Annotated in this window: 25 protein-coding genes; 22 read left to right on the top strand and 3 right to left on the bottom strand. The window is 70.9% G+C overall.

Annotation, left to right across the window (positions count from 1 at the left end):
- The first annotated feature begins 31 nt into the window (after positions 1-31).
- The 5 genes from rho (at position 32) to ASG96_RS08850 (ending at position 7478) form a co-directional block, all read left to right on the top strand.
- On the top strand, positions 32-2179 hold the full coding sequence (rho, locus tag ASG96_RS08830; RefSeq protein WP_057587756.1) for a transcription termination factor Rho: 2148 nt from the start codon (positions 32-34) through the stop codon (positions 2177-2179).
- A 116-nt stretch (positions 2180-2295) separates the two neighbouring features.
- Entirely contained in the window at positions 2296-2697 is a 402-nt protein-coding gene (locus ASG96_RS08835; protein ID WP_056753414.1) for a response regulator transcription factor, read from the top strand.
- Between the two features lie 13 nt (positions 2698-2710).
- Positions 2711-3769, top strand: a complete 1059-nt coding sequence (locus tag ASG96_RS08840) for a HEAT repeat domain-containing protein (protein WP_057587757.1) — start codon at positions 2711-2713, stop codon at positions 3767-3769.
- Positions 3766-5214, top strand: coding sequence for a glycosyltransferase family 2 protein (locus tag ASG96_RS08845; protein ID WP_057587758.1), 1449 nt, complete (start codon positions 3766-3768; stop codon positions 5212-5214). The genes ASG96_RS08840 and ASG96_RS08845 overlap by 4 nt, the downstream gene beginning before the upstream one ends.
- Positions 5211-7478: a cell wall metabolism sensor histidine kinase WalK gene (locus ASG96_RS08850; protein WP_057587759.1), complete on the top strand. Its 2268-nt coding sequence runs from the start codon at positions 5211-5213 to the stop codon at positions 7476-7478. Before ASG96_RS08845 ends, ASG96_RS08850 begins: the two co-directional genes overlap by 4 nt.
- Here the strand turns inward: ASG96_RS08850 and ASG96_RS08855 are convergent.
- Entirely contained in the window at positions 7435-8418 is a 984-nt protein-coding gene (locus ASG96_RS08855; RefSeq protein WP_157610753.1) for a hypothetical protein, read from the bottom strand. The two genes, ASG96_RS08850 and ASG96_RS08855, sit on opposite strands and share 44 nt — an antisense overlap.
- Before the next feature lie 241 nt (positions 8419-8659).
- Here ASG96_RS08855 and rpmE point away from each other — a divergent pair, with 241 nt between their 5' ends.
- From rpmE to prmC, 3 genes are all read left to right on the top strand, one after another.
- On the top strand, positions 8660-8875 hold the full coding sequence (gene rpmE, locus ASG96_RS08860; RefSeq protein WP_026863931.1) for a 50S ribosomal protein L31: 216 nt from the start codon (positions 8660-8662) through the stop codon (positions 8873-8875).
- 88 nt (positions 8876-8963) lie between these two features.
- Positions 8964-10052 carry a peptide chain release factor 1 gene (gene prfA, locus ASG96_RS08865; RefSeq protein ID WP_057587760.1) on the top strand — a complete coding sequence of 363 codons (1089 nt, stop codon included), beginning with the start codon at positions 8964-8966 and terminating at the stop codon, positions 10050-10052.
- Entirely contained in the window at positions 10049-10918 is an 870-nt protein-coding gene (gene prmC, locus ASG96_RS08870; protein ID WP_057587761.1) for a peptide chain release factor N(5)-glutamine methyltransferase, read from the top strand. Before prfA ends, prmC begins: the two co-directional genes overlap by 4 nt.
- A gap of 31 nt (positions 10919-10949) precedes the next feature.
- On the opposite strand, the gene ASG96_RS08875 is transcribed toward prmC, so the two are convergent.
- Positions 10950-11132 carry a hypothetical protein gene (locus tag ASG96_RS08875; protein ID WP_057587762.1) on the bottom strand — a complete coding sequence of 61 codons (183 nt, stop codon included), beginning with the start codon at positions 11130-11132 and terminating at the stop codon, positions 10950-10952.
- Between the two features lies 1 nt (position 11133).
- Positions 11134-11724 (bottom strand): TetR/AcrR family transcriptional regulator, encoded by a 591-nt coding sequence (locus tag ASG96_RS08880; RefSeq protein ID WP_057587763.1) that lies wholly within the window; start codon positions 11722-11724, stop codon positions 11134-11136.
- A gap of 132 nt (positions 11725-11856) precedes the next feature.
- On the opposite strand from ASG96_RS08880, the gene ASG96_RS08885 reads away from it, so the two are divergent.
- From ASG96_RS08885 to atpD, 14 genes are all read left to right on the top strand, one after another.
- Positions 11857-12534, top strand: a complete 678-nt coding sequence (locus tag ASG96_RS08885; RefSeq protein ID WP_057587764.1) for an NADPH-dependent F420 reductase — start codon at positions 11857-11859, stop codon at positions 12532-12534.
- Between the two features lie 13 nt (positions 12535-12547).
- Positions 12548-13399, top strand: a complete 852-nt coding sequence (locus ASG96_RS08890) for an SDR family oxidoreductase (RefSeq protein ID WP_082591799.1) — start codon at positions 12548-12550, stop codon at positions 13397-13399.
- Between the two features lie 65 nt (positions 13400-13464).
- Positions 13465-14382 (top strand): L-threonylcarbamoyladenylate synthase, encoded by a 918-nt coding sequence (locus tag ASG96_RS08895; protein ID WP_056753450.1) that lies wholly within the window; start codon positions 13465-13467, stop codon positions 14380-14382.
- A gap of 48 nt (positions 14383-14430) precedes the next feature.
- Positions 14431-15708, top strand: a complete 1278-nt coding sequence (glyA, locus tag ASG96_RS08900) for a serine hydroxymethyltransferase (protein ID WP_057587766.1) — start codon at positions 14431-14433, stop codon at positions 15706-15708.
- 45 nt (positions 15709-15753) lie between these two features.
- Positions 15754-16851 carry a glycosyltransferase family 4 protein gene (locus ASG96_RS08905; RefSeq protein WP_056753455.1) on the top strand — a complete coding sequence of 366 codons (1098 nt, stop codon included), beginning with the start codon at positions 15754-15756 and terminating at the stop codon, positions 16849-16851.
- A 144-nt stretch (positions 16852-16995) separates the two neighbouring features.
- Positions 16996-17505, top strand: a complete 510-nt coding sequence (locus tag ASG96_RS08910; RefSeq protein WP_056753457.1) for a hypothetical protein — start codon at positions 16996-16998, stop codon at positions 17503-17505.
- A gap of 14 nt (positions 17506-17519) precedes the next feature.
- Positions 17520-17786, top strand: a complete 267-nt coding sequence (locus tag ASG96_RS08915; protein ID WP_200958549.1) for an AtpZ/AtpI family protein — start codon at positions 17520-17522, stop codon at positions 17784-17786.
- Between the two features lie 148 nt (positions 17787-17934).
- Positions 17935-18717: a F0F1 ATP synthase subunit A gene (atpB, locus tag ASG96_RS08920; protein ID WP_056753459.1), complete on the top strand. Its 783-nt coding sequence runs from the start codon at positions 17935-17937 to the stop codon at positions 18715-18717.
- A 126-nt stretch (positions 18718-18843) separates the two neighbouring features.
- Positions 18844-19053, top strand: coding sequence for an ATP synthase F0 subunit C (atpE, locus tag ASG96_RS08925; RefSeq protein WP_020142944.1), 210 nt, complete (start codon positions 18844-18846; stop codon positions 19051-19053).
- Positions 19054-19109: 56 nt separating this feature from the next.
- Positions 19110-19712, top strand: a complete 603-nt coding sequence (locus ASG96_RS08930) for a F0F1 ATP synthase subunit B (protein WP_057587767.1) — start codon at positions 19110-19112, stop codon at positions 19710-19712.
- The gene (locus ASG96_RS08935) at positions 19712-20524 is read left to right on the top strand and encodes a F0F1 ATP synthase subunit delta (RefSeq protein WP_056753463.1); all 813 of its coding nucleotides are present in this window, start codon (positions 19712-19714) and stop codon (positions 20522-20524) included. The genes ASG96_RS08930 and ASG96_RS08935 overlap by 1 nt, the downstream gene beginning before the upstream one ends.
- 69 nt (positions 20525-20593) lie before the next feature.
- The gene (gene atpA / locus ASG96_RS08940; RefSeq protein ID WP_056753466.1) at positions 20594-22225 is read left to right on the top strand and encodes a F0F1 ATP synthase subunit alpha; all 1632 of its coding nucleotides are present in this window, start codon (positions 20594-20596) and stop codon (positions 22223-22225) included.
- A 104-nt stretch (positions 22226-22329) separates the two neighbouring features.
- The gene (locus ASG96_RS08945; RefSeq protein WP_056753468.1) at positions 22330-23268 is read left to right on the top strand and encodes a F0F1 ATP synthase subunit gamma; all 939 of its coding nucleotides are present in this window, start codon (positions 22330-22332) and stop codon (positions 23266-23268) included.
- 27 nt (positions 23269-23295) lie between these two features.
- On the top strand, positions 23296-24756 hold the full coding sequence (gene atpD / locus ASG96_RS08950; protein WP_056753470.1) for a F0F1 ATP synthase subunit beta: 1461 nt from the start codon (positions 23296-23298) through the stop codon (positions 24754-24756).
- Positions 24757-25273: the final 517 nt, after the last annotated feature.

Genomic DNA, 25273 nt, shown 5'->3' on the forward strand with positions numbered 1-25273 from the left:
AACCACCCGTCCGCTCTCTGGCCTGTCGGCCATGAAGCTGGACGAGCTCAAGGGCGTCGCGTCGTCGATGGGCATCACCGGGACGACCAAGATGCGCAAGAGCGACCTCGTCGAGGCGATCAAGGCCCGGCAGTCCGGCGGTTCGTCCGCCCCCGCCGCGGCGCCGAGCCCGACGGGCTCCGACGCCGCAGCCGCCACCGAGGCGGCACCGGCACGTGCCTCGCGCCGGTCCAGCCGTCCCGCCGGATCGGCCACGACCACGGAGGCGCCTGCCGAGGCACCCGCCCCCGCGGTGGCCACCGACGACCGCGGCCAGGACCGCGGCGACGACCGGGTCCAGGACCGGGGCGACGCCCCGGCCGAGGATCGCGCCCCCCGCGCCGAGCGAGCCGCCCGCGGCGCACGCGAGGGCCGGACGACCCGTGCCGACGCGCCCGACGCCCAGTCCTCCGAGCGCCCCGATGCCGACGACCAGCAGGCCTCCGAGGTCGACGACCGCCAGCGCGACCGCGGACGGGGACAGCAGCGCGAGCGCCAGCAGGGCGAGCGCCAGCAGGGCGAGCGCCAGCAGGGCGAGCGCCAGCAGGGCGGCCGAGGCGAGCGCCAGGACCGCCAGCAGGGCGACCGCGGCCAGCAGTCCGACCGTCAGCAGTCACCCCAGCAGGACCGTCAGGACCGTCAGCAGGGCGACCGGCAGAACGACCGCGGCCAGCAGTCCGACCGCGGCCAGCAGTCCGACCGCGGCCAGCAGTCCGACCGCGGTCAGCAGTCCGACCGTCAGCAGCCGCGCCAGCAGGACCGCCAGCAGGACCGCCAGCAGGACCGCCAGGGCGAGCACCAGCAGGACCGCCACCAGGGCGACGCGAACGACCAGAACCGGGGCCAGCAGTCGCCCTACGACGACGAGGGTGGCAGCCGACGCAGCCGCAACCGCCAGCGCAGCCGGGACCGCAAGCGCGGTCGTGGCCGTGAGGGTGGACAGGACTGGAACGACGCCGACCTGCAGGTGGGCGATGACGACGTGCTCGTGCCCGTCGGGGGCATCCTCGACGTGCTCGACAACTACGCGTTCGTCCGCACTTCCGGCTACCTCGCCGGTCCGAACGACGTCTACGTACCGCTCGGCATGGTCAAGAAGAACGGCCTGCGCAAGGGCGACGCGGTGACCGGTGCCGTCAAGGCGCTGCGTGACGGCGAGCAGCCCTCGGGCAACGTCGGGCGCCAGAAGTTCAACGCTCTCGTGCGCCTCGACACGGTCAACGGGCAGAGCCCCGAGGAGGCCGCCAAGCGCGTCGAGTTCGGCAAGCTGACGCCCCTCTACCCGCAGCAGCGGCTGCGGCTCGAGACCGAGCCCAACGTGCTGACGACGCGCATCATCGACCTCGTCGCCCCGATCGGCAAGGGCCAGCGCGGCCTCATCGTCGCACCGGCCAAGGCCGGCAAGACGATGATCATGCAGACCCTCGCCAACGCGATCACGACGAACAACCCCGAGTGCCACCTCATGGTCGTCCTCGTCGACGAGCGTCCCGAGGAGGTCACCGACATGCAGCGCGCCGTCAAGGGCGAGGTCATCTCCTCGACCTTCGACCGGCCCGCCGAGGACCACACGACGGTTGCCGAGCTCGCCATCGAGCGCGCCAAGCGTCTCGTGGAGCTCGGTCACGACGTCGTCGTGCTGCTCGACTCGATCACCAAGCTGGGTCGCGCCTACAACCTCGCCGCCCCGGCGAGCGGGCGCATCCTCTCCGGTGGCGTCGACTCGGCTGCGCTCTACCCGCCGAAGAAGTTCTTCGGCGCGGCGCGCAACATCGAGAACGGCGGCTCGCTCACCATCCTCGCGACGGCGCTCGTCGAGACCGGCTCGAAGATGGACGAGGTGATCTTCGAGGAGTTCAAGGGCACCGGCAACATGGAGCTGCGCCTCAACCGCGAGCTCGCCAACCGCCGCATCTTCCCGGCCGTCGACATCAACAGCTCCGGCACGCGTCGCGAGGAGATCCTCCTCGCGAGCGAGGAGCTGAAGATCATGTGGAAGCTGCGTCGCGTGCTCGCCGCGCTCGACCCGCAGCAGGCCATCGAGCTGCTCATCGACCGCCTCAAGAAGACGCGGACGAACTACGAGTTCCTCACCCAGGTCCAGCAGACGAGCGGCTCCAAGCTCGACGACGAGTCCTGACCGCCCACTCGGAGGGGGCGGCGCCTATCGGCGCCGCCCCTTTCGGCGTTTCATGGGCTATTCGGGTCAAATGTTCCTAAAATGGACGCATCACCCCGAATTCACCATGGAGAACCATGTCTGCGCCTGCCGGCGACCCCGATGCCAGCCCCGTCCGTGTCCTCGTGGCCGACGACGACGCCGACATCCGAGACCTCGTCGAGTTCAAGCTGACCCAGGCGGGGTATGCCGTCGAGGCCGTCCCCGACGGCATCAGCGCCTGGGAGGCGTTCGCCGCCGACCCGCCGCAGCTGGCGGTGCTCGACGTCATGATGCCGGGCCTGTCCGGCATCGACGTCCTCCGCAAGATCCGCGAGAGCGAGTTCTCGTCGGTGCCCGTGCTGCTCCTCAGCGCCAAGTCGCGTGACTCCGACGTCGACACCGGCTTCGCGGTCGGCGCCGACGACTACGTCATCAAGCCGTTCAGCCCCCGAGAGCTGCTCCACCGCGTCAACGGCATGCTCGCCCGGGCGCGATGAGCGGCGGGGCTTCGTGATCATCGGTGCGGCGCTGCTCGTCGGCGCGACGGTCGTCGTCCTCGGGGCCTGCGTCCTGCTGATCTTCGCCGTCGTGGCCGTGCGCGCGCGACGGCACAGTCGCAACCAGCGCGACGAGATGCTGCTGTCCCCTCTGCGGCCGCCGCTCATCACGGTGGCCTCGGGCGAGGACGACGACGGTGCGGCCGCCGAGGAGCTGACCTGGGCGACCGGGGTCTCGCGCACCGTGCTCGACCGCAACATCGTCGAGATGCTCACCAAGATCCGGGGCGTTCCCGCCGAGCAGCTCGTCCACGTGCTCGAGGTCCACGGCGCCGTCGACGCGGCGGTCGCCGACATGTCGAGCCGCTCCACCGTCAAGCGCGCCCGGGCCGCCCAGCTGCTGGGTCTCGCCCGCGCCGGGCACACGGTCCCGCTGCTCGTCGAGGCCCTCGGGGACGAGTCGGTCGAGGTGCGCAACAGCGCCGCCTACGCGCTCGGCCTCATCGGCGACCCGGCGGCCGCCGGCCCCGTGCTCGCCGCGATCGGCGCGCCCGAGCGCGGACTCCCGGCCGCCACCGCCGCCGAGGCGCTGCAGTCGATGGGGGTCGGCATCTCGGAGGTGCTGCGCGACGGCATGGCCGACGCCAACGCGCGCACCCGCATGGTCGCCGCCCACCTCAGCGGCGAGCGCAGCTTCACGCGTGGGCTGCCCCAGCTGCGGCAGCTGCTCGACGCCGATCCCGACCTCACGGTCCGCGAGACGAGCGCCACGGCCATCGGCCGCCTCGGTCGTGCTGAGGACGTCGGCATCCTCGTGCGCCACTGCGTGCCGTCCGAGCCGTTGGCCCTGCGCCGGGCCTGCGTCGTCGCCCTGGGCGAGCTCGGCGAGGCCGAGGCGATCCCGGCGCTCGCCCACCTGCTCGCCGACTCGGACCCGCGCCTGGCCGAGCTGGCCGCGACCGCCCTGCTGTCGATGGGTCCCGACGGACGCGACGCCCTCGAGGGACACGGGGACGACCCGGCCGTGCGCACCGCACGCCTGCTCGCCAGCCTGCAGAAGGCGTCTGCATGAGCTGGGACGGCATCGCCTCGGGCCTGCGGTCCTTCGTCCTGTGGATCATGGACGTCACCGCGGTCCCGATCATCATCTACTTCGTCCTCATGAACACCTCGCTGCTCGTGCTCATCGGGCTGGCCTACCTCGAGTTCCGCGCCCAGCAGCGCCGGCGATCGACGGCCGTGGCGTGGCAGGGCGCCGGCCTCGCGCCGGGCGTCTCGCTGCTGGTCCCCGCCTACAACGAGGAGGCCGGCATCGTCATGGCGGTCAAGTCGTTCCTCACGCTGCGCTACCCGCGGCACGAGGTCGTCGTCGTCGACGACGGGAGCAGCGACCAGACCTTCGCCCGTCTCGAGGAGGCCTTCGACCTCGTCCACGTGCCTCGCGAGCTACCCCACGAGATCCCGATCCGGGCCAAGGTCCTCGGCATCTACGTCCCGCGTGACGGGCGCACCCGCCTCGTCGTCGTCCGCAAGGAGAACTCCGGGCGCTCCGAGGCGATCAACGTCGCCATCAACGCCGCGAGCGAGCCGCTCGTCGCGATGATCGACGGTGACTCGATCCTCGAGCCCGACGGGCTGCTCCACGTCACCCGTCCCTTCGCCGACGACCCGACGCGCATGGTCGCGACCGGCGGGGCCATCCGACCGGTCAACGGCAGCCGGGTCGTCTCGGGCCGGATCGTGCGCGTCGAGATGCCGCAGACCTGGCTGCCGCGCATCCAGCTCGTCGAGTACCTCCGCGCCTTCCTGCTCGGCCGCACCGGGTGGTCGCGCCTCGGCGGCCTCATCCTGATCAGCGGTGCCTTCGGGCTCTTCCGCCGCGACGTCGTCGTCGAGGTCGGCGGCCTCGACCCGAACAGCATCGGCGAGGACTTCGAGCTCGTCATGCGCATCCACAAGCGGCTGCGCGACGAGGGACGTGACTACTCTATCGAGTTCGTGCCCGAGCCGGTGTCGTGGACCGAGGTCCCCGTCACCGCGAAGGTGCTGCGCAACCAGCGCCGTCGGTGGCACCGCGGTCTCTGGGAGACGCTCTGGGCCTACCGCTCGATGCTCTTCCGCCGCAAGTACGGCCGGGTCGGCTGGCTCGCCCTGCCGTACTACTGGCTCTTCGAGCTCTTCGCGCCGCTGCTCGAGCTCTTCGGCATCATCATCGTGCCGCTGGCGCTGGCCCTGGGCATCGTCAACGTGCCCTTCGCGATCCTCTTCCTCGTGCTCGCCTACGGGTATGCCGTGCTCGTGACCCTCTCGGCGATGGCCGTCGACGAGTGGGCCTTCCACAAGCACGACCGGTGGCGGGCCATCTGGCAGACGATCGCCGCGTCCGTCCTCGAGAACATCGGCTACCGCCAGGCCACCGTGTGGTGGCGCCTCGAGGGGTGGTGGTCGAGCCTGCGCGGGAAGAAGCACGTCTGGGGTGTCATGACCCGCACGGGCTTCGACGAGGACCCTGCGTGACGGGCGGGCTGCCGGCCGTCTCGAGGCGTTCGGTGGGCAGCCAGATCCGGCTGCTCATCGGCATCCTCGTCGTGCTCGTGCCGATCGGCGCCGTCATCTCGGTCGCCACGATCCACTCCCAGGGTGCCGCGGTACGGGCCCTCACACTGGCGCTCGGGCCCGCCCGCGAGGCCAACAGCGCCGTGCTGCTCGACATGACCCGGGCCGAGGGAGCCTGGCGCGAGGGGGTCGTCGGCGCCCCGGCACCGCTCGACCCGCTGTCGCTGCGCACCCGGGTCGAGCAGGAGCTCGACGAGGTGGAGGCGGGCACGCAGAGCCAGGAGCTCGCGGCGGAGGACCGGGCCCGGTTCGCGGCGCTCAGCGCGACGCAGCGCAGTGCCGTCGAGGCCTGGTTCACGGCCGCCGCGGCCTCGCTCGAGGACGCTCCCAGCGCACCCCCGACGGCAGCCCCGACCGATGCGCCTCCCGGCACGCCCGGTGGCCCGGCGCCCGGCGCCACGGGTGCCACGCCGACCACCCAGCAGACGCAGCAGCGCACCCGCGTCGAGACGGCATACGCCTCGTTCCTGCGGGCCAACAGCGCGATCGAGGCCTCCATCCGCTCCCAGCGCGACGCCGCGCGCGTGGAGTCGCGCGAGGCGACCGGCGTCACCTCGGGCGTCATCATCGCCGTCGCCGCGGTCGTCGTGCTCGTCCTCATCGCTGCCGGCTTCGGGATGGACCGCGCCGTCGGCCTCCCGCTCGCCCGCCTGCGCGAGGTGGTGCGCCGGCAGGCCGAGGAGGACGTCATCGCGATGGCGAACCAGGAGGAGGGGGCGCTGGAGGTCCGCATGCTCGCGCGCGACTTCAACGACCTGACCCGGGCCAACGCCCGGCTCGTCGACCAGCAGGCCGCCGTCCTCGAGATGCAGGAGCTCGTGCTCGACGTCGGCCGGGGCGCGCGGTCGGCCGTCGACGTCCACGAGGCGCTGCAACGGGTCACGACCAAGCTCGGTGCCGGTCTGGGCGCCGACCGGGTCCTGCTCTACACGCTCGGCGAGGACGGCCAGACGATCGAGGACCGACTCCAGTGGCACACCGACGACCTGCCCGACCTCCCGCCGCTCCCGCGCTCCCTCGCGCAGCAGGTGGGGGCCGTCAACGACGAGCTGCGCCGCGACGTCGGCTTCTTCGACCTCGGTGACCTCCTGGCGCACCAGGCCTACGACGACGAGCGCGCACGAGCCTTCCACCGGGCCACCGGCGCCCGCTCGCTGCTCATGCTCCCGGTCGGCACGGGCGGCCGGGGCCTCGGCATCCTGTCGGTGATGATGGTGAGCGCCCCGCGGCGCTGGCACCGGCACGAGATCCAGGCCGCGCAGCAGTGCGCGGCCATCGCCGCCCAGTCGATCGTCGCGCTGCGCCTCTCGCAGATGCAGGACGAACAGGTCCGGCGGCTCACCGAGCTCGACCGCCAGAAGACCGACTTCATGGCGACCGTCAGCCACGAGCTGCGCACCCCGCTGACGTCGATCAGCGGCTACCTCGAGCTCCTCGTCGACGGCGACTTCGGCGACGTCTCCGACGGCCAGCACGTGGCCCTCGACATCATCGGGCGCAATGCCACCCGGCTGCGGGGGCTCATCGAGGACCTCCTAGTCCTCAACAAGATCGAGGTCAGCGGGCTCCAGGCCGTGTCCGAGGAGGTCGCCGTGCACCACCTGCTGCGCACCGTCACCGAGACCATGGAGCCCGTGGCGGCCGCGGGGGGCGTGCGGCTGCTCTGCACCGACGTGCCCGACGACCTCGTCGTCCGGGTCGACCGCGGCCAGGTCGAGCGGGCCCTGATCAACCTCGGCTCCAACGCCGTGAAGTTCACGCCCGAAGGAGGGAAGGTCCTCCTGTCGGCCGAGCGCGCCGGGGACTCCACCATCATCTCGGTGCACGACACCGGCATCGGCATCCCGGCCACCGACCTCGCGCGCCTGTCCGAGCGCTTCTTCCGGGCCGGCAACGCCACGGCCGCGGCCATCCCCGGCACGGGGCTCGGCCTCGCGATCGTGCGCGCCATCGTCGAGGGCCACGGCGGCGAGCTCGTCATCGCCTCGGTCGAGGGGGAGGGGACCACGATGCAGGTCGTGCTCCGTCGCCCAGCCGGCCGCCGTCCCGGCGCGGCGGTGACCCGGGCGCGAGGCGGGTGCCGGTGGCGGGCCGGCGACGCCCGGCGTGGTCGCCCGGCCCTCAGAAGCAGCCACCTCTCGGGCGCTCGCGCAGTCCCTGCGTGACCGTCCATCCGGTCGCCGGGTCGTGCAGCACCGTCGGGGACGGCGTCGAGTGCCTCGTCGATCGCGTCCCGGTGCTCGTCGTCCGGGGTGAGCGGGCCGCGCCCGTGCGTGCGTCGAGCGACCAGCGCTCCGTGACCCAGACGGCCTCGCCCGTGACCGCCGCAGCCGTCGTCCGTGGGTACCACACCTCGACGACCACGTCGCGGCCCACGAGCCGCACGCTGACACCCGCGGGGGCGTCGGGGCGGGTCGGGAGCGAGCGCCAGGTCACCGAGCGGGAGCCGAGATCCACGCCGAGGACCGAGCCGTCAGAGCCGGGGACGACGACGTGCGTCTCGTCGGCCGCCGCGAGGGGCTCCAGGCGCCAGGCCCCGACGGGGAGCGGGACCTCGACGGAGTCCCGCGAGCCGGACCCGGGTGACCAGGCGACGAGCGACCGACCCCGCACCCCGACGATCCCGCCGCGGGTGACGACGGCCGACGAGCGGTAGCCCCGGTCCGCGTCCTCGTCCAGCGGCGACTCCTGCCACGACCAACCGCCCGGGGCGCCGTCGAGCCGCTCGGCGGTCACGATCGCGTCGCCCTCGGCAGGTGTCCCGACGGCATACCCCTGGACGACGCCGATGACGTGGGCGAGGTCGGTCGGGGTCGAGACGGCACCGGAGGCGACGTCGACGACGTGGGTGGCGTGACAGCCGACGACGACGACGTGCCCGTTGCTGACGACCGGGGGCTCGGAGAGCAGGTCGGCCACCGGCGTCGTCCAGCGGACGGCGCCGGACGGGTCGGTGCCGGTGAGGCGTCCGACCTGCGCGGCAGGCACGTCGGGACAGTCGTCGAAGGCGCAGTCCGCGCCCGAGCAGGCCGTGGCCGCGAGCAGCACGGCGACCGCTCCGGCCACCGCCGCGCGGCGGCCGGCCACTCTGCCGCTGACCTCCATGAGTGCCTCCCCGTCGCCGGTCCGTCCCGTCGCCGATGAAGACACCGGACGGGCCCGGATCGATGCACGTCGGGCCCGGCTCTCCAGGGGTCGCGTGGGGGAATGCCGAGGGCCTCCCGTGCGTTTGGGAGGAGGTGCGCCTTTCTGGCACACTCTTCCTTTGGACCGGTTCACGGGAGAGCAGCTCCCCAGCGTGAGCAGCGATGACACCGACCCGGCCGACTACCTCAAGGAGACAACGTTGAAGAAGGACCTTCACCCCGAGTACGTCGAGACCACGGTGACCTGCACCTGTGGCAGCACGTTCGTCACGCGCAGCACCGAGACGTCCGGCAAGATCTCTGCCGACGTCTGCTCGCAGTGCCACCCGTTCTACACGGGCAAGCAGAAGATCCTCGACACCGGTGGCCGCGTGGCCCGGTTCGAGGCCCGTTACGGCAAGAAGGCCGCCAAGTAGGTCTCCCGCACGCCGGCTCCCACGACTTCGGTCGTCGGGAGCCGGCGTTCGTCTTACCCCGACCGTCCCCTGAGCCGAAGGGCCCACCGTGCTCGAATCCGTCCAGTCGATCCTCGACGAGTACGCCGAGCTCGAGCTGCAGCTCGCCGACCCCGCCGTCCACGGTGACCAGGACCTCGTCCGCACCCTGAACAAGCGGTATGCCGCCCTGGCGCCCACCGTCGCGGCCGCCCGTGAGTGGACGGCTGCCGGTGACGACCTCGCGGCGGCCCGCGAGCTCGGTGCCGACGACGAGTCGTTCGCCGCGGAGGTGCCCTCGCTCGAGGCCCGTCTCGCGGCCGCCGAGGAGCACCTGCGCCGCATGCTCGTGCCGCGGGACCCCGACGACGACCGCGACGTCATCCTCGAGGTCAAGGCCGGCGAGGGCGGCGACGAGTCGGCTCTCTTCGCCGGCGACCTGCTGCGGATGTACCTCCGCTACGCCGAGCAGCGGGGCTGGCGCACCGCGGTCGAGGACGCGACCGAGAGCGACCTCGGCGGCTACAAGGACGTCCGGGTCTCGGTACGCGCCAAGGGTGCACCGGGGCTGGGGGAGGGCCCCTGGGCACGCCTCAAGTACGAGGGCGGCGTCCACCGGGTCCAGCGGGTGCCCGTCACCGAGAGCCAGGGGCGCATCCACACGTCGGCGGCCGGTGTCCTCGTCATGCCGGAGGCTGAGGAGGTCGAGGTGACCATCGACCCCAACGACCTGCGCATCGACGTCTACCGCAGCAGCGGCCCCGGCGGCCAGAGCGTCAACACGACCGACTCCGCGGTGCGCATCACGCACCTGCCGACCGGTCTCGTCGTGTCGTGCCAGAACGAGAAGTCGCAGCTGCAGAACAAGGAGGCCGCGATGCGCGTCCTCCGTGCCCGGCTGCACCAGCTGGCCCAGGACGAGGCGGACGCCGAGGCGAGCGCCGCCCGACGGTCGCAGGTGCGCACCGTCGACCGCTCCGAGCGCATCCGCACCTACAACTTCCCCGAGAACCGGATCTCCGACCACCGCACCGGCTACAAGGCGTACAACCTCGACTCGGTGCTCGACGGCGACCTCGACCCGGTCGTGCAGTCGGCGCTCGACGCCGACGAGGCCGCCAAGCTCGCGGCGCTCGCCGACGACGGGTCGCGCGCGTGACCGACCTGCGTGACGGGGTGCGGGCCGCCGCCGCGCGGCTGCGCGACGCGGGGGTGGCCTCCGCCGACGTCGACGCCGTCGAGCTCGCGGCCCACGTCCTGGACGTCGACCCCGCGGAGGTCCGTCGGCTGATGGTGCTCGGCGGGCGCACGCTCCCGGAGTCGTATGCCGTCCTCGTCGACGAGCGCGCCGGCCGGGTTCCCCTGCAGCACCTGACGGGCCGGGCCCACTTCCGGCGGCTGACGCTGGCGGTCGGCCCGGGGGTCTTCGTGCCGCGGCCCGAGACGGAGGTGCTCGTGGACCTCGCCCTCGGTGAGGTCGACCGGCTGTTCGCGGCCGGTGCGGTTCCGGTCCGGGTCGCCGACCTCTGCTCGGGTTCCGGGGCGATCGCCCTGTCGGTCAAGGCGGAGCGTCCGGGCACCGAGGTGCGCGGGCTCGAGCTGTCGCCCGACGCGTACGCCTGGGCGGTGGCCAACCGCGACCGCCTGGGTCTCGACGTGGCCCTCGCGCAGGGGGACGCGACGCTGCCGTGCTTCGAGGACTGGACCGGCGTCGTCGACGTCGTCACGGTCAACCCGCCCTACATCCCGGTCGGTGCCGTGCCCGTCGACCCCGAGGTCCGCGACCACGATCCCGCCGTCGCGCTCTACGGCGGCAGCGAGGACGGGCTCGCCATCCCGCTCGCCGTCGCGCGAGTCGCCGCCTCGCTGCTCCGACCCGGCGGTCTCGTGCTCGTGGAGCACGCCGACTCCCAGGGCGAGAGCCTGCCTCGCCGGCTCTCGGCGACGGGGGAGTGGGCCGACGTCGGCGACCACGTCGACCTGTCCGGCCGACCCCGGGTCACGACCGCCCGCCGCGCGGGCTGAGCCGTCGCGACGTCGCGGCGGCATTCACCTCTCAGGGCATCCGCACGACGATCTTGTCGACGGTCTGCTGGTCGAGCACCGAGGCGAGGGCCTCACCGGCACGGTCGAGATCGACCACGTCGCGTCGTGGTGACCTGATGCGGCCCTGCGCGGTTGCCCGCTGCCGCCGCCGCGTCGAGGCGGGCGGCGTCGGGTCGAAGATGGGGGAGCGCACGTCAGGCCGCGAAGCCGGTTGCGGCGGTCACGAGCGCGCGCGCCGAGGCCCTGGCCACTGCGGGGGCCTCGGGGTCGGCATCGAGCGAACCGCTGGCAAGACCGCCGTCGAGCAACAGGGTCAGTGACCTGGCGAGGGTTGCCGGGTCGCGGGCGCCGGCCTGCTCCGCGAGGTCCCGCACCCAGGCCAGGACCGCAGCCTTGTGGGCGACCGTGCGATCGTGCACCGGTGTGCCCGGCTGCGACTCCGCGGCCGCGTTGATGAAGGCGCAGCCCCGGTATCCCTCGCGGCGGCACGCGGTGCCGAGCGCGTCGAACAGGCCGACCAGCTGGGCTGCCGGCTCGTTGCCGGCGGCCAGGGCCGCGGCGTGCAGCTGCCCCGTCCAGACGCCGTCGACCTTGTCGAGGTAGGAGACGACGAGGTCGTCCTTCGAGGGGAAGTGCTTGTAGAAGGTCGCCTTGGCCACGCCCGAGTCCGCGATGATCAGGTCGACCCCGACGGCGCGGATGCCTCGCGCGTAGAAGAGCGAGAAGGCGGTGTCGAGGATGCGCTCGCGAGCGGCGCTGGGGCGGGTCGGCGTGGCGGTGGACATCGGGCTCCTCGGCTGGTGCAACGGCTACGTCCCGAGTGTACCTTGCGCATAGACAGATCTGTCTGTTAGTTTCGGTCACAAGGTAGACAGGTTCGTCTACCCCCATCCATCGGAACAGCACCAGGAGCACCCATGAAGATCGCAGTCCTCGGCACCGGCATGGTCGGCCAGGCCATCGCCGCCCGCCTCCACGGTCTCGGCCACGAGGTCGCCGTCGGCACGCGTGACCCGCAGTCCACCCTCGCGCCCACCGAGCCCGACGGCATGGGCAACCCGCCGTACGCTGCGTGGGCCGCGGACCACCGGCAGGTCCCGCTCGTCTCCTTCGCCGACGCGGCGGCCGGGGCCGAGCTCGTCATCAACGCCACGAGCGGGCACGGCGCGCTTCCCGCGCTCGAGCTGGCCGGGGCCGACAACCTGGCCGGCAAGGTGCTCATCGACATCTCGAACCCGCTCGACTTCTCCCAGGGCTTCCCGCCCACCCTCTTCGTCAAGGACACCGACTCGCTCGGGGAGCAGGTGCAGCGTGCCTTCCCGCAGGCCCGGGTGGTCAAGACGCTCAACACGCTGACCGCCGACCTCATGGTCAACCCGAAGAACCTCGGCGAGGAGTCGTCGGTCTTCGTCTCCGGCGACGACGGGGCGGCCAAGGCCGTGGTGACCGAGCTGCTCCAGTCGTTCGGGCACACCGACGTCATCGACATCGGCGACATCACCACGGCGCGAGGCACCGAGATGCTCCTTCCCGTGTGGCTGCGCCTCATGGGCGCCCTCGGCACCGCGTCGTTCAACGTCAAGATCGTTCGCTGAGATGACGGGTCCCATGGCCGGGCGGACCGTGCTGGTCACCGGCGGGACCGGTGGGATCGGGTTGGCCACGGCCGCCCGCCTCGCCGGTCTCGGGGCGCGCGTCGGGCTGGTCGGGCGTGACGGCGCCCGCGCCGACGCCGCGGCCGAGCGGCTGCGCGACTCCGGCGGAGAGGTCGACGTCTTCCTCGCCGACCTCTCCGCCCAGCGCGACGTGCGCTCGCTCGCGGAACGCGTCCTCGCGGCGTACCCCCGCCTCGACGTCCTCGTCAACAACGTCGGGGGCTACTGGGCGACCCGGCACGAGACCGCGGACGGCCTCGAGCGCACCTTCGCGGTCAACCACCTCGCGCCGTTCCTGCTCACGCACCTGCTCCTCGACCGGCTGCGCGCGAGCGCCCCGGCGCGCGTCGTCACCGTCTCGTCGGGCGCGCAGGCCATGGGCCGCATCGACATCGACGACCTGCAGGGTCGGCAGGGCTACAACGGGCAGCGGGCCTACAACCAGTCCAAGCTCGCCAACGTCATGTTCACCTACGAGCTGGCCCGACGTCTCGAGGGCACCGGGGTGACGGCCAACGTCCTGCACCCCGGCGTCGTCCGGACCGCCTTCGCGCAGGAGGACTCGGGACGGTGGATGCGGCTCATGCTCCCCGTCGTCCGGCCCTTCATGAAGAGCCCCGACCGCGGTGCCGACACGCCCGTGCTCCTCGCGTCCTCACCCGAGCTCGAGCACGTCTCAGGCCGGTACTTCGCCAACGGTCGGGTGAAGGACTCGTCCCGGGCGTCCCACGACACGGCGATGGCGGCCCGGCTCTGGAGCGTCTCGGCCGAGCTCGTCGGGCTGGCGCCATCCGGCACGGCGTGACGCCTCCCGTCGGTGTGGCGGGGAGCGGCGACGGCCGGCGCTGCCGACGCCAGTAGGCTCTGCCCGTGAGCGAGCGCTACGACTGCACCGACCCCGACGGGCGCGCCGAGGGCATCCCGGCGGCAGCATCGGCCGTCCGACGAGGCGAGATCGTCGTCCTGCCGACCGACACGGTCTACGGCATCGGTTGTGACGCCTTCGACGCCACCGCCGTCGCCTCCGTCCTGGCGGCGAAGGGCCGCGGTCGCGACATGCCGCCGCCGGTCCTCATCCCGACCGCGCGCACGGCCCAGGGCCTCGCGACGCAGGTCCCCGACTACGCCCAGCGGCTCATGGAGAAGTTCTGGCCCGGCCCGCTGACGCTCGTCCTCAAGGCGCAGACGTCGCTGCACTGGGACCTCGGCGAGACCAACGGCACGGTGGCACTGCGCGTGCCAGACCACGAGATCACGCTCGAACTGCTCGGCGACATCGGTCCGATGGCGGTCACGAGCGCCAACACGACCGGAGACCCGGCCGCGCGCACGGTCGAGGAGGCCGTGGGGATGCTCGGCGAGTCCGTCGGGGTCTACCTCGACGGCGGTCCCGCCGGGGAGGGGCAGCCCTCGACGATCGTCGACTGCACCGGCGAGACGCCGGTGACGCTCCGCGTCGGCGCCATCGCCCAGGACGAGCTCGACGCCGCCCTCGTGCCCGAGCCGGTGCTCGAGGCTCCCGAGCCCGACGCCGAGCCGGCCGCCGAGGCCGACGCGACGCCCGCCGCGGACCCCGTCACCGACCCCGTCACCGAGTCGGCTCCCGAGGTCGTCGCGGAGACGTCCGCCGAGCCCGAGCCGTCCGTGACGTCGGCCGCCGCCGAGGCGTCCGACGTGCCCGAGACGTCCGACGTGCCCGAGCCGTCCGACGAGCCCGAGACGCTCGGGGAGTGGCACGACGTGTCCACGACCGAACGGCCGTCCGACAGCTCCAGCACGACGCAATAGAGTTGGCTCGCGCTCGCGCCCCACTCCCGACCCACCCGGAGAACTCCCATGGCTGACGACACGTTCTACGGCTCCGACTTCGGTGCCCTGCAGTCCTTCGACCCCGACATCGCGGGGGTGCTCCTGTCCGAGCTCGACCGCATCCGCGGCGGACTGCAGCTCATCGCGAGCGAGAACATCAGCTCGCCCGCCGTGCTGACGGCCCTCGGGTCGACGCTGTCCAACAAGTACGCCGAGGGCTATCCGGGTCGCCGCTACTACGGCGGCTGCTCCGAGGTCGACAAGGCCGAGACCATCGCGATCGAGCGGGCCAAGGCACTCTTCGGGGCCGACCACGCCAACGTCCAGGCCCACTCCGGCGCGAGCGCCAACCAGGCTGTCTACGGCGCCTTCATGGCGCCCGGCGACACCATCCTCGCGATGGCGCTGCCGATGGGAGGCCACCTGACCCACGGCACGAAGGTCTCCTTCTCCGGCAAGTGGTTCAACGCCGTCCACTACGGGGTCGACAAGCAGAGCGAGGACATCGACTACGACCAGGTCGAGGCGCTCGCCCGCGAGCACCGTCCCAAGGTCATCTGTGCCGGTGGCTCGGCCATCCCGCGGCTCATCGACTTCGAGCGCTTCCGAGCGGTCGCCGACGAGGTCGGCGCGATCCTCTGGGTCGACGCCGCCCACTTCATCGGTCTCGTGGCGGGCAAGGCGATCCCGTCGCCCGTTCCGTACGCCGACGTCGTGACGTTCACGACGCACAAGGTCCTGCGTGGTCCCCGCTCCGGCGCCCTCGTGTGCAAGGCCGAGCACGCCGCCGCGATGGACAAGGCGATCTTCCCGATGATGCAGGGCGGTCCGCAGATGCACACCATCGCGGCCAAGGCGGTCAACTTCAAGGAGGCCGCGACCCCCGAGTACGCCCAGTACGCCAAGGACGTCATCGCCAACAGCCGGCAGCTCGCGGCGAGCCTGCTCGAGGTCGGCATCCGACCGACGACGGGCGGCACCGACACCCACCTGTCCCTGCTCGACCTCCAGGGCGTCGGCGTCACGGGCAAGGAGGCCGAGGAGCGGGCCGACGCGGCCGGCATCGTGCTCAACAAGAACGCCATCCCCTTCGACCCGCAGAAGCCCAACATCGCCTCGGGCATCCGGGTCGGCACGCCGTCGGTCACGACCCAGGGCATGGGCCTGGAGGAGATGAAGCAGATCGCCACGCTCATCCACAAGGCCGTGACCCAGGGCGACGCCGACCCCGAGCACGCGGTGAGCAAGGACGTGCGCGCGGAGGTCACCGACCTCGTGACGCGCTTCCCCGCATACCCTCGCTGAGTCATTCCCACTCGCCAGCGTCGGCGCCCGAGCGAAGGTCGGTAGGTGCACGAGTACGTCCTCGTCCTCATCGTGGCCGCTGCGGTCACGTACCTCGCCACACCCTTCGTCCGGAGCCTCGCCGTGGCGACGGGCGCCTTCACGGCGGTCCGGGAGCGTGACGTCCACAAGACGCCGATCCCGCGGCTCGGGGGAGTGGGCATCTACATCGGCTTCGTCGCGGCAGCACTCGTGGCGCGGGCGCTGCCCTACCTCGGCACGCTCTTCTCGACGAAGCAGATCTTCGGCGTCGTCGTCGCCGCCGGCATCGTGTGCCTGCTCGGGGCCTTCGACGACATCCGCGAGCTCGACTGGCTGACGAAGCTGGCGGGACAGATGCTCGCCGCGGGCCTGATGGCCTACACCGGGGTGCAGCTGCTGTCGCTGCCGATCTTCGGCACGACCATCCTGCCGACACCCGTGCTCGTGCTCTTCACGGTGCTCGTCGTCATCGCGTCGACGAACGCCGTGAACTTCATCGACGGGCTCGACGGGCTCGCCGCCGGTGTCGTCGGCATCGCGTCCTTCGCGTTCTTCGTCTACAGCTACATCGTCTCCCGCTCGTTCGTCCCGGCCAACGTCTTCTCCACGGCGACCTTCATCTCGGCCGCCCTCGTCGGGTGCTGTGCGGGCTTCCTGCCGCACAACTTCCACCCGGCCCGGCTCTTCATGGGCGACTCCGGGGCGCTGACGCTCGGCCTGCTGCTCTCGGCGGCGACGATCACCCTGACGGGCAACGTCGACCCCGGACAGGTCAGCGCCAACGACGTCTCCGCCGCGTTCCTGCCGATCCTCGTCCCGCTCGCGGTGCTGCTGCTGCCGCTGCTCGACATGCTGCTGGCCGTCGTCCGACGGACCCGCGCGGGCCAGCGACCGTGGCATCCCGACGCGATGCACCTGCACCACCGCATGCTGCGCATCGGCCACGGCCACCGCCGGGCCGTGCTGATCCTCTACCTGTGGGCCGCCATCGTGGCCCTCGGTTCGGTGTCCTTCGTCATCTGGGACGGCCCCCGTCCGCTCGCGGTCGTGGGGGCGGCCGCCGCGATGGGTGTCGTGCTCACCGTCTGGCTGCCGCGGTGGAGGCCGTCCGAACGCTTGTGATAGCATTCACAAGCACCTGAGGGGAGTCTGGGAAGACCACCACAGGAGCTCGGAAGTCCTTTCCGCACAACCGATCCGAGCATCATCCGGATCAGCCCGAACCCCGCCCGCACTACGCCTCACGACGCACCCAGGCAGGTTTTCTTGAGCGCCACACCGGCACGCGACGCATCACAGTCAGATGCCTTCGCGCAGCTCCTCCGGGGCTCCCTGCTGCCGACGGCCGTGGCCGGTCTCGTCTGCGTCGTGGTCGGGCTCTTCTCGAGCCCCAAGGCCGCCTGGTCGGCTGCGCTCGGCGCCGCGATCGTCCTCTTCTTCTTCAGCCTGACGCTCCTCGTCATGAAGCGCACGGCCGACCTGCCGCCCACGACGACGATGATGATCGTCATGGCCACCTACACCTTCAAGGTGCTGGTGCTCGGCGTCGTCATGTTCGCCCTGCGCGACGTGACGTGGGCCTCGGGCTTCGCGATCGGCCTGTCGATCACGGTGTGCGCCGTCGTCTGGCTCTTCTTCGAGATGCGCGCCTACAAGCGGCTGAGGATCTTCGCGTACGACCCCGACGGCGCGGCCTCGCTCGACGCCACGTCCGAGACGTCGGCCGACGCGGCGCCCGAGGCGGATCCCCACCGGGAGCCGCGTGATGAGCCGTGACACCGGAGGTCGACATGACCACACCCACGACGCCCGAGCCGTCGGAGCCGACCGAACCGACCGCCGAGGACAAGGCCGAGGAGCTGCGGCGGTTCAACAGCCGAGAGCAGGACTCCGCCTGGCGTGCCGTCGCGTACATGCTCACGGGTCCGCTCATCTACGGCGGTCTCGGTGCCTTGGCCGACCACTGGCTGGGCACGACCTGGCTCGTCGGGGTAGGGATCGTAGGTGGAATGGCCCTGTCGCTCTACCTGATCTGGTTCCGATACGGTACCCATTGAGCCCGACGGCCCCCGTGCCGCACGTCAGCGCGTCGCCCGCCGGCCCGCCGACCTGGAGCCCCACCGGGAGCCCGCTCCCGAGCACCGACTCTCCATCCCTGACGCAGGTCGTCAGCCGAAGTGCCCAGAACCTACAAAGGAGTAACCCGTGAGCATCGTGGCCGCCGCCCCGACGGACTACACCGCCCCCGGCATCGAGGAGTTCTGGCAGCCCCTCTTCGGGACCGACGGGCCGTTCGCGATCACCCGCCCGATCCTGCTCATGGTCCTGGCCACCGGCCTTGTCGCGTGGTTCCTGCTCGCCACGACGAAGAAGAAGGCTCTCGTGCCCGGCCGCGGCCAGATGGGCACGGAGGCCGTCTACGGCCTCGTGCGCAACGGCATCGCCAAGGACCTCATCGGCAGCAAGGAGTTCATGCGGTTCGTCCCGCTGCTCTTCGCGCTCTTCACGACGATCCTCGTCAACAACCTGTTCGGCGTCATCCCGCCGATGAGCTACCCGACGATGAGCCGTATCGGCTTCCCGATCGCGCTGTCGCTCATCGTCTGGGTCGTCTTCCACGTCGTCGGCATGCGCAAGCACGGCTTCATCGGCTACTGGAAGTCGCTCGTGCCCGCGGGTCTTCCCAAGGCGATGATCCCCGCGATCTTCTTCCTCGAGCTCATCACCGACCTCTTCACGCGCCCGGTCACCCTCGCCCTGCGACTCTTCGGCAACATGTTCGCCGGCCACATCCTCATCGTCCTGTTCATCACGGGTGGCTGGTACATGCTCACCAACGGCGGCATCCTCGTCATCGCCGGCGGCGTCACGTGGATCTTCGCCTTCGTCATGACGCTCTTCGAGATCCTGGTCCAGTTCCTCCAGGCCTACGTCTTCACCCTGCTGGCCGCCCTCTACATCGGCGGCGCGGTCGCCGACGAGCACTGAGGCCGCGGTCTCCTTGCGCCTCCGGCGCCCCACGAACTGCACCACCGCACGAGCACCACACCCCAGCTTCGCCCCCGCCCGTCTGGTAACCGCCAGCCGGACAAGACAAGAAGGAATGGAATAAACATGACTGGCAACATCGCCATCCTCGGTTACGGCCTCTCCGCCATCGGCCCCGGTATCGGTGTCGGTCTGATCTTCGCCGCCTACATCAACGGCGTCGCCCGTCAGCCCGAGGCTCGCGGCATGCTGCAGCCGATCGCCTTCCTGGGCATGGCCATCACCGAGGCGCTCGCCATCTTCGGTATCGCGCTCGCGTTCGTCTTCAAGGGCTGACGCCCCTTTCCGGGGCAGCCCGAAGCACCGATCGTCTTTCTCTCTAGGAGAACCTCATGCAAGCAGTGACCGTGACCGCCGAGGGCGGCGAGGGCGGCTTCTGGGCCACCGCGGCACCGATCATCCCGCACCCGCTCGAGTTCTTCTTCGGTCTGGCGTGCTTCGCGATCCTCTACGTCGTCGTGAAGCAGAAGGTCGTGCCGCGCCTCGAGCAGATCTACGCCGAACGCACTGCTGCGATCGAGGGCGGGATGAACAAGGCCGAGGAGGCCCAGGCGCAGGCCCAGGCCGCGCTCGAGCAGTACCAGGCGCAGCTCGTGGAGGCTCGCTCCGAGGCCGCCCGCATCCGTGAGGACGCCAAGGCCCAGGGCGCGCAGATCATCGCCGAGATGCGCGAGCACGCGGCCTCCGAGGCGGCTCGGATCTCCGAGACGTCGCACAAGCAGATCGAGGCCGAGCGCCAGCAGGCGGTCGTCTCGCTCCGCAGCGACGTCGGCCGCATCTCGACCGACCTCGCGAGCCGGATCGTCGGTGAGTCCCTCCACGAGGAGACCCGTCAGAAGGGCATCGTCGAGCGTTTCCTCGCCGAGCTCGAGTCGGGCGACGTCGTGCGCGAGAAGGTCGGCGGCGCCGCCGGCAGCCAGGGCGGGGACGCCTGATGCAGGGACCCTCACGCGCAGCAGCGGCGGCGAGCCGCGAGGCTTTCACCGGCGTCCTTGCTGCCGGTGCCGACCGCTCGCGGTTGGCCGAGGAGCTCTTCGCGGTCATCGCCGTCATCGACGGCAGCGCGACCCTGCGTCGCGCCGTGGCCGACCCGTCCCGCGAGGGCGCCGACAAGGCCCAGCTCGCCGAGCGGCTCTTCGCGGGCAAGGTCAGCGCCGAGGCGCTGGTCGTGCTCAAGGGTGCCTTCGCGCAGCGCTGGAGCTCCGAGCGTGACCTGACCGACACGGTCGAGTCGTATGCCGTCGAGGCCGTCATCGCCCAGGCCGAGGCCGGCGACCGTGCCGACCGCGTCGAGGACGAGCTGTTCCGCTTCGAGCGGATCGTCGCCGCCGACGCGGCCCTGCGCACGGCCCTGGCCGACGCACAGGCTCCCGCCGACAAGCGCGCCGACCTCGTGTCGTCGCTCCTGCGGGAGAAGGTCGCCCCCGAGACGCTCGTGCTCGCCCGTCAGGCGGTGGTCGCCCCGCGCGGCCTGCGCTTCGACCGGGTCCTCGAGAGGTACCTCGAGACGGCATCGCGCCGCCGCGAGCAGCAGACGGCCACCGTCACCTCGGCCGTCCCGCTCACCGACGACGACCGCGCCCGCCTCGCCGCGGGCCTGGCTGCCATCTATGGCGGCACGGTCCACGTCAACACCGTCGTGGACCCCCGGGTCATGGGCGGGGTCAAGGTCGAGATCGGTGACGAGCTCATCGACGGCACCGTCATCCGCAAGCTCGACGCGGCCCGCCGGGCCATGGGTGCCTGAGGCACCCACCACCAGCTGTGATCAACCACCGGCCCGTCCTGCGGGTCGAAACCGAGGAGAAGATCTGACATGACGGAGCTTTCGATCCGTCCGGAGGAGATCCGGGACGCTCTGGACTCGTTCGTCCAGTCCTACGAGCCCGGCGCGGCCTCCCGCGAAGAGGTCGGCCGCGTCACCGACGCCGGTGACGGCATCGCTCACGTCGAGGGTCTTCCCTCGGCCATGACCAACGAGCTGCTCCAGTTCGAGGACGGCACGCTCGGCCTCGCGCTGAACCTCGACGTCCACGAGATCGGCGTCGTCATCCTCGGTGACTTCGCCGGCATCGAGGAGGGCCAGACCGTCAAGCGCACGGGCGAGGTCCTCTCGGTCCCGGTCGGTGACGACTTCCTCGGCCGTGTCATCGACCCGCTCGGCAACCCGATCGACGGTCTCGGCGACATCACGTCCGAGGGGCGTCGCGCCCTCGAGCTGCAGGCGCCCAACGTCGTCCAGCGCAAGTCGGTGCACGAGCCGCTCCAGACCGGCATCAAGTCGATCGACGCGATGACGCCGATCGGCCGCGGTCAGCGCCAGCTCATCATCGGCGACCGCCAGACCGGCAAGACCACGGTCGCGATCGACACGATCATCAACCAGAAGCGCAACTGGGAGTCCGGTGACCCCGACGCCCAGGTCCGCTGCATCTACGTCGCCATCGGCCAGAAGGGCTCGACCATCGCGTCGGTCCGCGGCACCCTCGAAGAGGCCGGCGCGCTGGAGTACACCACGATCGTCGCGGCTCCCGCGTCCGACTCGGCGGGCTTCAAGTACCTCGCGCCCTACACCGGTTCGGCCATCGGCCAGCACTGGATGTACCAGGGCAAGCACGTCCTCATCGTCTTCGACGACCTGAGCAAGCAGGCCGAGGCCTACCGCGCCGTGTCGCTCCTGCTGCGCCGCCCGCCGGGCCGTGAGGCCTACCCGGGTGACGTCTTCTACCTGCACTCGCGCCTGCTCGAGCGTTGCGCCAAGCTGTCCGACGACCTCGGCCACGGGTCGATGACGGGTCTGCCCATCATCGAGACCAAGGCGGGCGACGTCTCGGCGTACATCCCGACCAACGTCATCTCGATCACAGACGGCCAGATCTACCTGCAGGCCGACCTGTTCAACGCCAACGTCCGTCCGGCCATCGACGTGGGTGTCTCGGTCTCCCGAGTCGGCGGTGCCGCGCAGATCAAGGCCATGAAGTCGGTCGCCGGTCGACTCAAGCTCGACCTCGCGCAGTTCCGCGCCATGGAGGCGTTCGCGATGTTCGCCTCCGACCTCGACCCCGCCTCGCGCGCCCAGCTCGCCCGTGGTGCCCGGCTCGTCGAGCTGCTCAAGCAGCCGCAGAGCTCGCCGTACCCCGTCGAGGAGCAGGTCGTCTCGATCTGGACCGGCACGACCGGCAAGCTCGATGACGTCGCCGTCGAGGACGTCCGGACCTTCGAGTCCGAGCTGCTCGAGACGCTGCGGCGTGACGGCAAGATCCTCCAGACGATCCGCGAGACCCTCAAGCTCGACGAGGACACCGAGACGGCTCTGTCCAAGGTGGTCGACGAGGTCAAGTTCACCTTCCGGGGCACCGGCAGGGACGGCCTCGAGGCCGGCAACGAGGAGTTCGACGAGATCGCCGACGACCAGATCACCCAGGCGAAGATCGTCAAGCAGAAGTGACCAGATCCCGTATGCCGCCCGGCCAGCCGGGCGGCATACGGGAGCGGGCGTGAGCCCACCCTGCAGGCAACCACAGACTTAAGAGACCAAGAGAGGCGGAGCACATGGGAGCGCAGATGCGGATCTACCGCCAGCGCATCAAGTCCGTCAACTCCATCAAGAAGATCACCAACGCGATGGAGCTGATCGCGGCCGCACGCGTCGTCAAGGCCCGCCAGCGGGCCACCGAGGCGATGCCGTACACGACCGCGCTGACGCGCGCCGTGTCCGCGGTGGCGACCAACACGAACGAGGACCACCCGTTGACGACGGCGAAGGAGACCGCCAAGCGGGCCGGCGTCGTCATCATCGCTGCGGACCGCGGACTTGCCGGTGCCTACTCCGTCGCGGCGATCAAGGAGAGCGCGGAGCTCATCTCCAAGCTGACCGCGGAGGGCAAGGAGGTCGTGCCCTACCTCGTCGGTCGCAAGGCCGTGAGCTACTACAAGTTCCGCAAGCGCGACTATGCCGCCGAGTGGACCGGCTTCTCGGACGCCCCGACGTTCGAGAACGCCAAGGAGATCGCCGACCGCATCACGGCCGACTTCCTCAAGGACACCGACGAGGGCGGTCACGACGAGATCCACGTCGTCTTCACCCGCTTCCGCTCGATGGTCCGGCAGGACCCGTTCGTGCTGCGCCTGCTGCCCCTCGAGGTCGTGGAGGCCGACGAGGCGGGCGACGACGAGAGCCTGGACCTCAGCGTGAACCGCTACGAGGAGGGCCAGATCCCGCCGGAGTACTCCTTCGAGCCGAGCGCGTCCGAGGTCCTCGACCTGCTCCTGCCGAAGTACGTCCGCAACCGCATCTTCACCGCGCTGCTCAGCTCGGCGGCCTCCGAGCTCGCCGCCCGCCAGCGGGCGATGAAGTCGGCCACCGACAACGCGACGGAGCTGATCAAGACCTACCAGCGCCTCGCCAACCAGGCCCGCCAGGCCGGCATCACCCAAGAGATCAGCGAAATCGTGGGCGGCGCCAACGCCCTCGCGGACGCCAAGAAGTAACGCCCACAGGTAAGGAAGCAGACCACCATGACTGCAACTGTCAGCGACACCACGTGGACGGCCCCGCCCGCTGGCGGCGTCGGACGCATCTCCCGCATCATCGGCCCGGTCGTCGACGTGGAGTTCCCCGTCGACGGCATGCCCGAGCAGTACAACCTGCTCACGACCGAGGTCACCCTCGCCGGTGAGACCAAGCGCATCAACCTCGAGGTCGCCCAGCACATCGGCGACAACATGGTCCGCGCGATCTCGCTCCAGCCGACCGACGGTCTGGTACGCGGCTCGGCCGTTCAGGACACCGGTGGCCCGATCACCGTCCCCGTCGGTGACGTGACCCTGGGCAAGGTGTTCAACACCACCGGCGAGTGCATGAACCTCGCCGAGGGCGAGACCATCGAGGTCAAGGAGCGCTGGGGCATCCACCGCAAGGCCCCGGCCTTCGACCAGCTCGAGTCCAAGACCACGATGTTCGAGACGGGCATCAAGGTCATCGACCTGATGACCCCGTACGTCCAGGGTGGCAAGATCGGCCTCTTCGGCGGTGCCGGTGTCGGCAAGACGGTGCTCATCCAGGAGATGATCGCCCGTGTCGCCCGTGACCACGGTGGTGTGTCGGTGTTCGCCGGTGTCGGTGAGCGCACCCGTGAGGGCAACGACCTCATGGTCGAGATGGAGGAGGCGGGCGTCCTCGGGCAGACCGCCCTCGTGTTCGGCCAGATGGACGAGCCGCCGGGCACGCGTCTTCGCGTCGCCCTGTCGGCGCTGACGATGGCGGAGTACTTCCGCGACGTCCAGAAGCAGGACGTGCTCCTCTTCATCGACAACATCTTCCGCTTCACGCAGGCCGGCTCGGAGGTCTCGACCCTCCTCGGCCGCATGCCGTCCGCGGTGGGCTACCAGCCCACCCTCGCCGACGAGATGGGCACCCTCCAGGAGCGCATCACCTCGACGCGTGGTCACTCGATCACCTCGATGCAGGCGATCTACGTGCCGGCCGACGACTACACCGACCCGGCCCCGGCCACGACGTTCGCGCACCTCGACGCGACGACCGAGCTCTCGCGGGACATCGCGTCGCAGGGTATCTACCCGGCCGTCGACCCGCTGTCCTCGACCTCGCGCATCCTCGACCCGCGCTACATCGCGGCCGACCACTACAACACGGCCGTGCGCATCCGGTCGATCCTCCAGCGCAACAAGGAGCTGCAGGACATCATCGCGATCCTCGGCGTCGACGAGCTCTCCGAAGAGGACAAGATCCTCGTCAACCGCGCTCGTCGCATCCAGCGCTTCCTGTCGCAGAACACCTACGTCGCCAAGCAGTTCACCGGCATCGAGGGCTCGACCGTGTCGCTCGCCGACTCGATCGAGGGCTTCACGAAGATCGCCGACGGCGAGTACGACCACGTCGCCGAGCAGGCCTTCTTCATGTGCGGTGGCCTCGACGACGTCGAGCGCCAGTGGGCGGAGATCCAGAAGAACCTCTGACCTGGATGGATCGACTCACCCGACGACGGGGAGGTGCCCTCTGGGCCCTCCCCGTTCGTCGTCTCCAGGTGCCGATCTTCGCGGTGGCCGTGCTGGCTGCCTCCATCGTCCGCGCCCGCTACGGGGTCGACCTCAGCGACAGCTCGCACGCCGTCGAGCTGACGCTGCGTCTCGCGCAGGGTGACGTCCCGTTCCGGGACGAGATGAACGTCCAGGTGCTCGGTGCCTGGCCGGCGGTCCCGTTCGTGTGGGCGTGGCAGCACGTCGTCGGGCTCGACGGGATCGTCCTCGCCTCCCGGGTGTGGTTCGTCCTCGTGTGCGCCGGCGTCGGGGCGGTGTGCTGGCGCGCGATCGCGCCGGCGTTCGGTCGGGGGACGAGCGCGTGCGCGCTGGCCGTGGCGCTCGTCCCGGCGGCATACAACCAGCAGGTCGTGTCGTACAACACGACGCCGGCGCTGATGTACCTCCTCGCGGTGTCCTGCGGCGTTGGGGCGAACGTCCGGTGCGTGCGTTGTGC

Source organism: Terrabacter sp. Soil810, assembly GCF_001429645.1.
Taxonomy (GTDB): Bacteria; Actinomycetota; Actinomycetes; order Actinomycetales; family Dermatophilaceae; genus Terrabacter.

Coding starts and splice junctions, on each gene's coding strand:
- rho (WP_057587756.1), top strand. CDS start 32: ATGAAGCTGGACGAGCTCAAGGGCGTCGCGTCGTCGATGGGCATCACC.
- ASG96_RS08835 (WP_056753414.1), top strand. CDS start 2,296: ATGTCTGCGCCTGCCGGCGACCCCGATGCCAGCCCCGTCCGTGTCCTC.
- ASG96_RS08845 (WP_057587758.1), top strand. CDS start 3,766: ATGAGCTGGGACGGCATCGCCTCGGGCCTGCGGTCCTTCGTCCTGTGG.
- ASG96_RS08855 (WP_157610753.1), bottom strand. CDS start 8,418: ATGGAGGTCAGCGGCAGAGTGGCCGGCCGCCGCGCGGCGGTGGCCGGA.
- ASG96_RS08880 (WP_057587763.1), bottom strand. CDS start 11,724: ATGTCCACCGCCACGCCGACCCGCCCCAGCGCCGCTCGCGAGCGCATC.
- ASG96_RS08885 (WP_057587764.1), top strand. CDS start 11,857: ATGAAGATCGCAGTCCTCGGCACCGGCATGGTCGGCCAGGCCATCGCC.
- ASG96_RS08890 (WP_082591799.1), top strand. CDS start 12,548: ATGGCCGGGCGGACCGTGCTGGTCACCGGCGGGACCGGTGGGATCGGG.
- glyA (WP_057587766.1), top strand. CDS start 14,431: ATGGCTGACGACACGTTCTACGGCTCCGACTTCGGTGCCCTGCAGTCC.
- ASG96_RS08915 (WP_200958549.1), top strand. CDS start 17,520: ATGACCACACCCACGACGCCCGAGCCGTCGGAGCCGACCGAACCGACC.
- atpE (WP_020142944.1), top strand. CDS start 18,844: ATGACTGGCAACATCGCCATCCTCGGTTACGGCCTCTCCGCCATCGGC.
- ASG96_RS08930 (WP_057587767.1), top strand. CDS start 19,110: ATGCAAGCAGTGACCGTGACCGCCGAGGGCGGCGAGGGCGGCTTCTGG.
- ASG96_RS08935 (WP_056753463.1), top strand. CDS start 19,712: ATGCAGGGACCCTCACGCGCAGCAGCGGCGGCGAGCCGCGAGGCTTTC.
- atpA (WP_056753466.1), top strand. CDS start 20,594: ATGACGGAGCTTTCGATCCGTCCGGAGGAGATCCGGGACGCTCTGGAC.
- ASG96_RS08945 (WP_056753468.1), top strand. CDS start 22,330: ATGGGAGCGCAGATGCGGATCTACCGCCAGCGCATCAAGTCCGTCAAC.
- atpD (WP_056753470.1), top strand. CDS start 23,296: ATGACTGCAACTGTCAGCGACACCACGTGGACGGCCCCGCCCGCTGGC.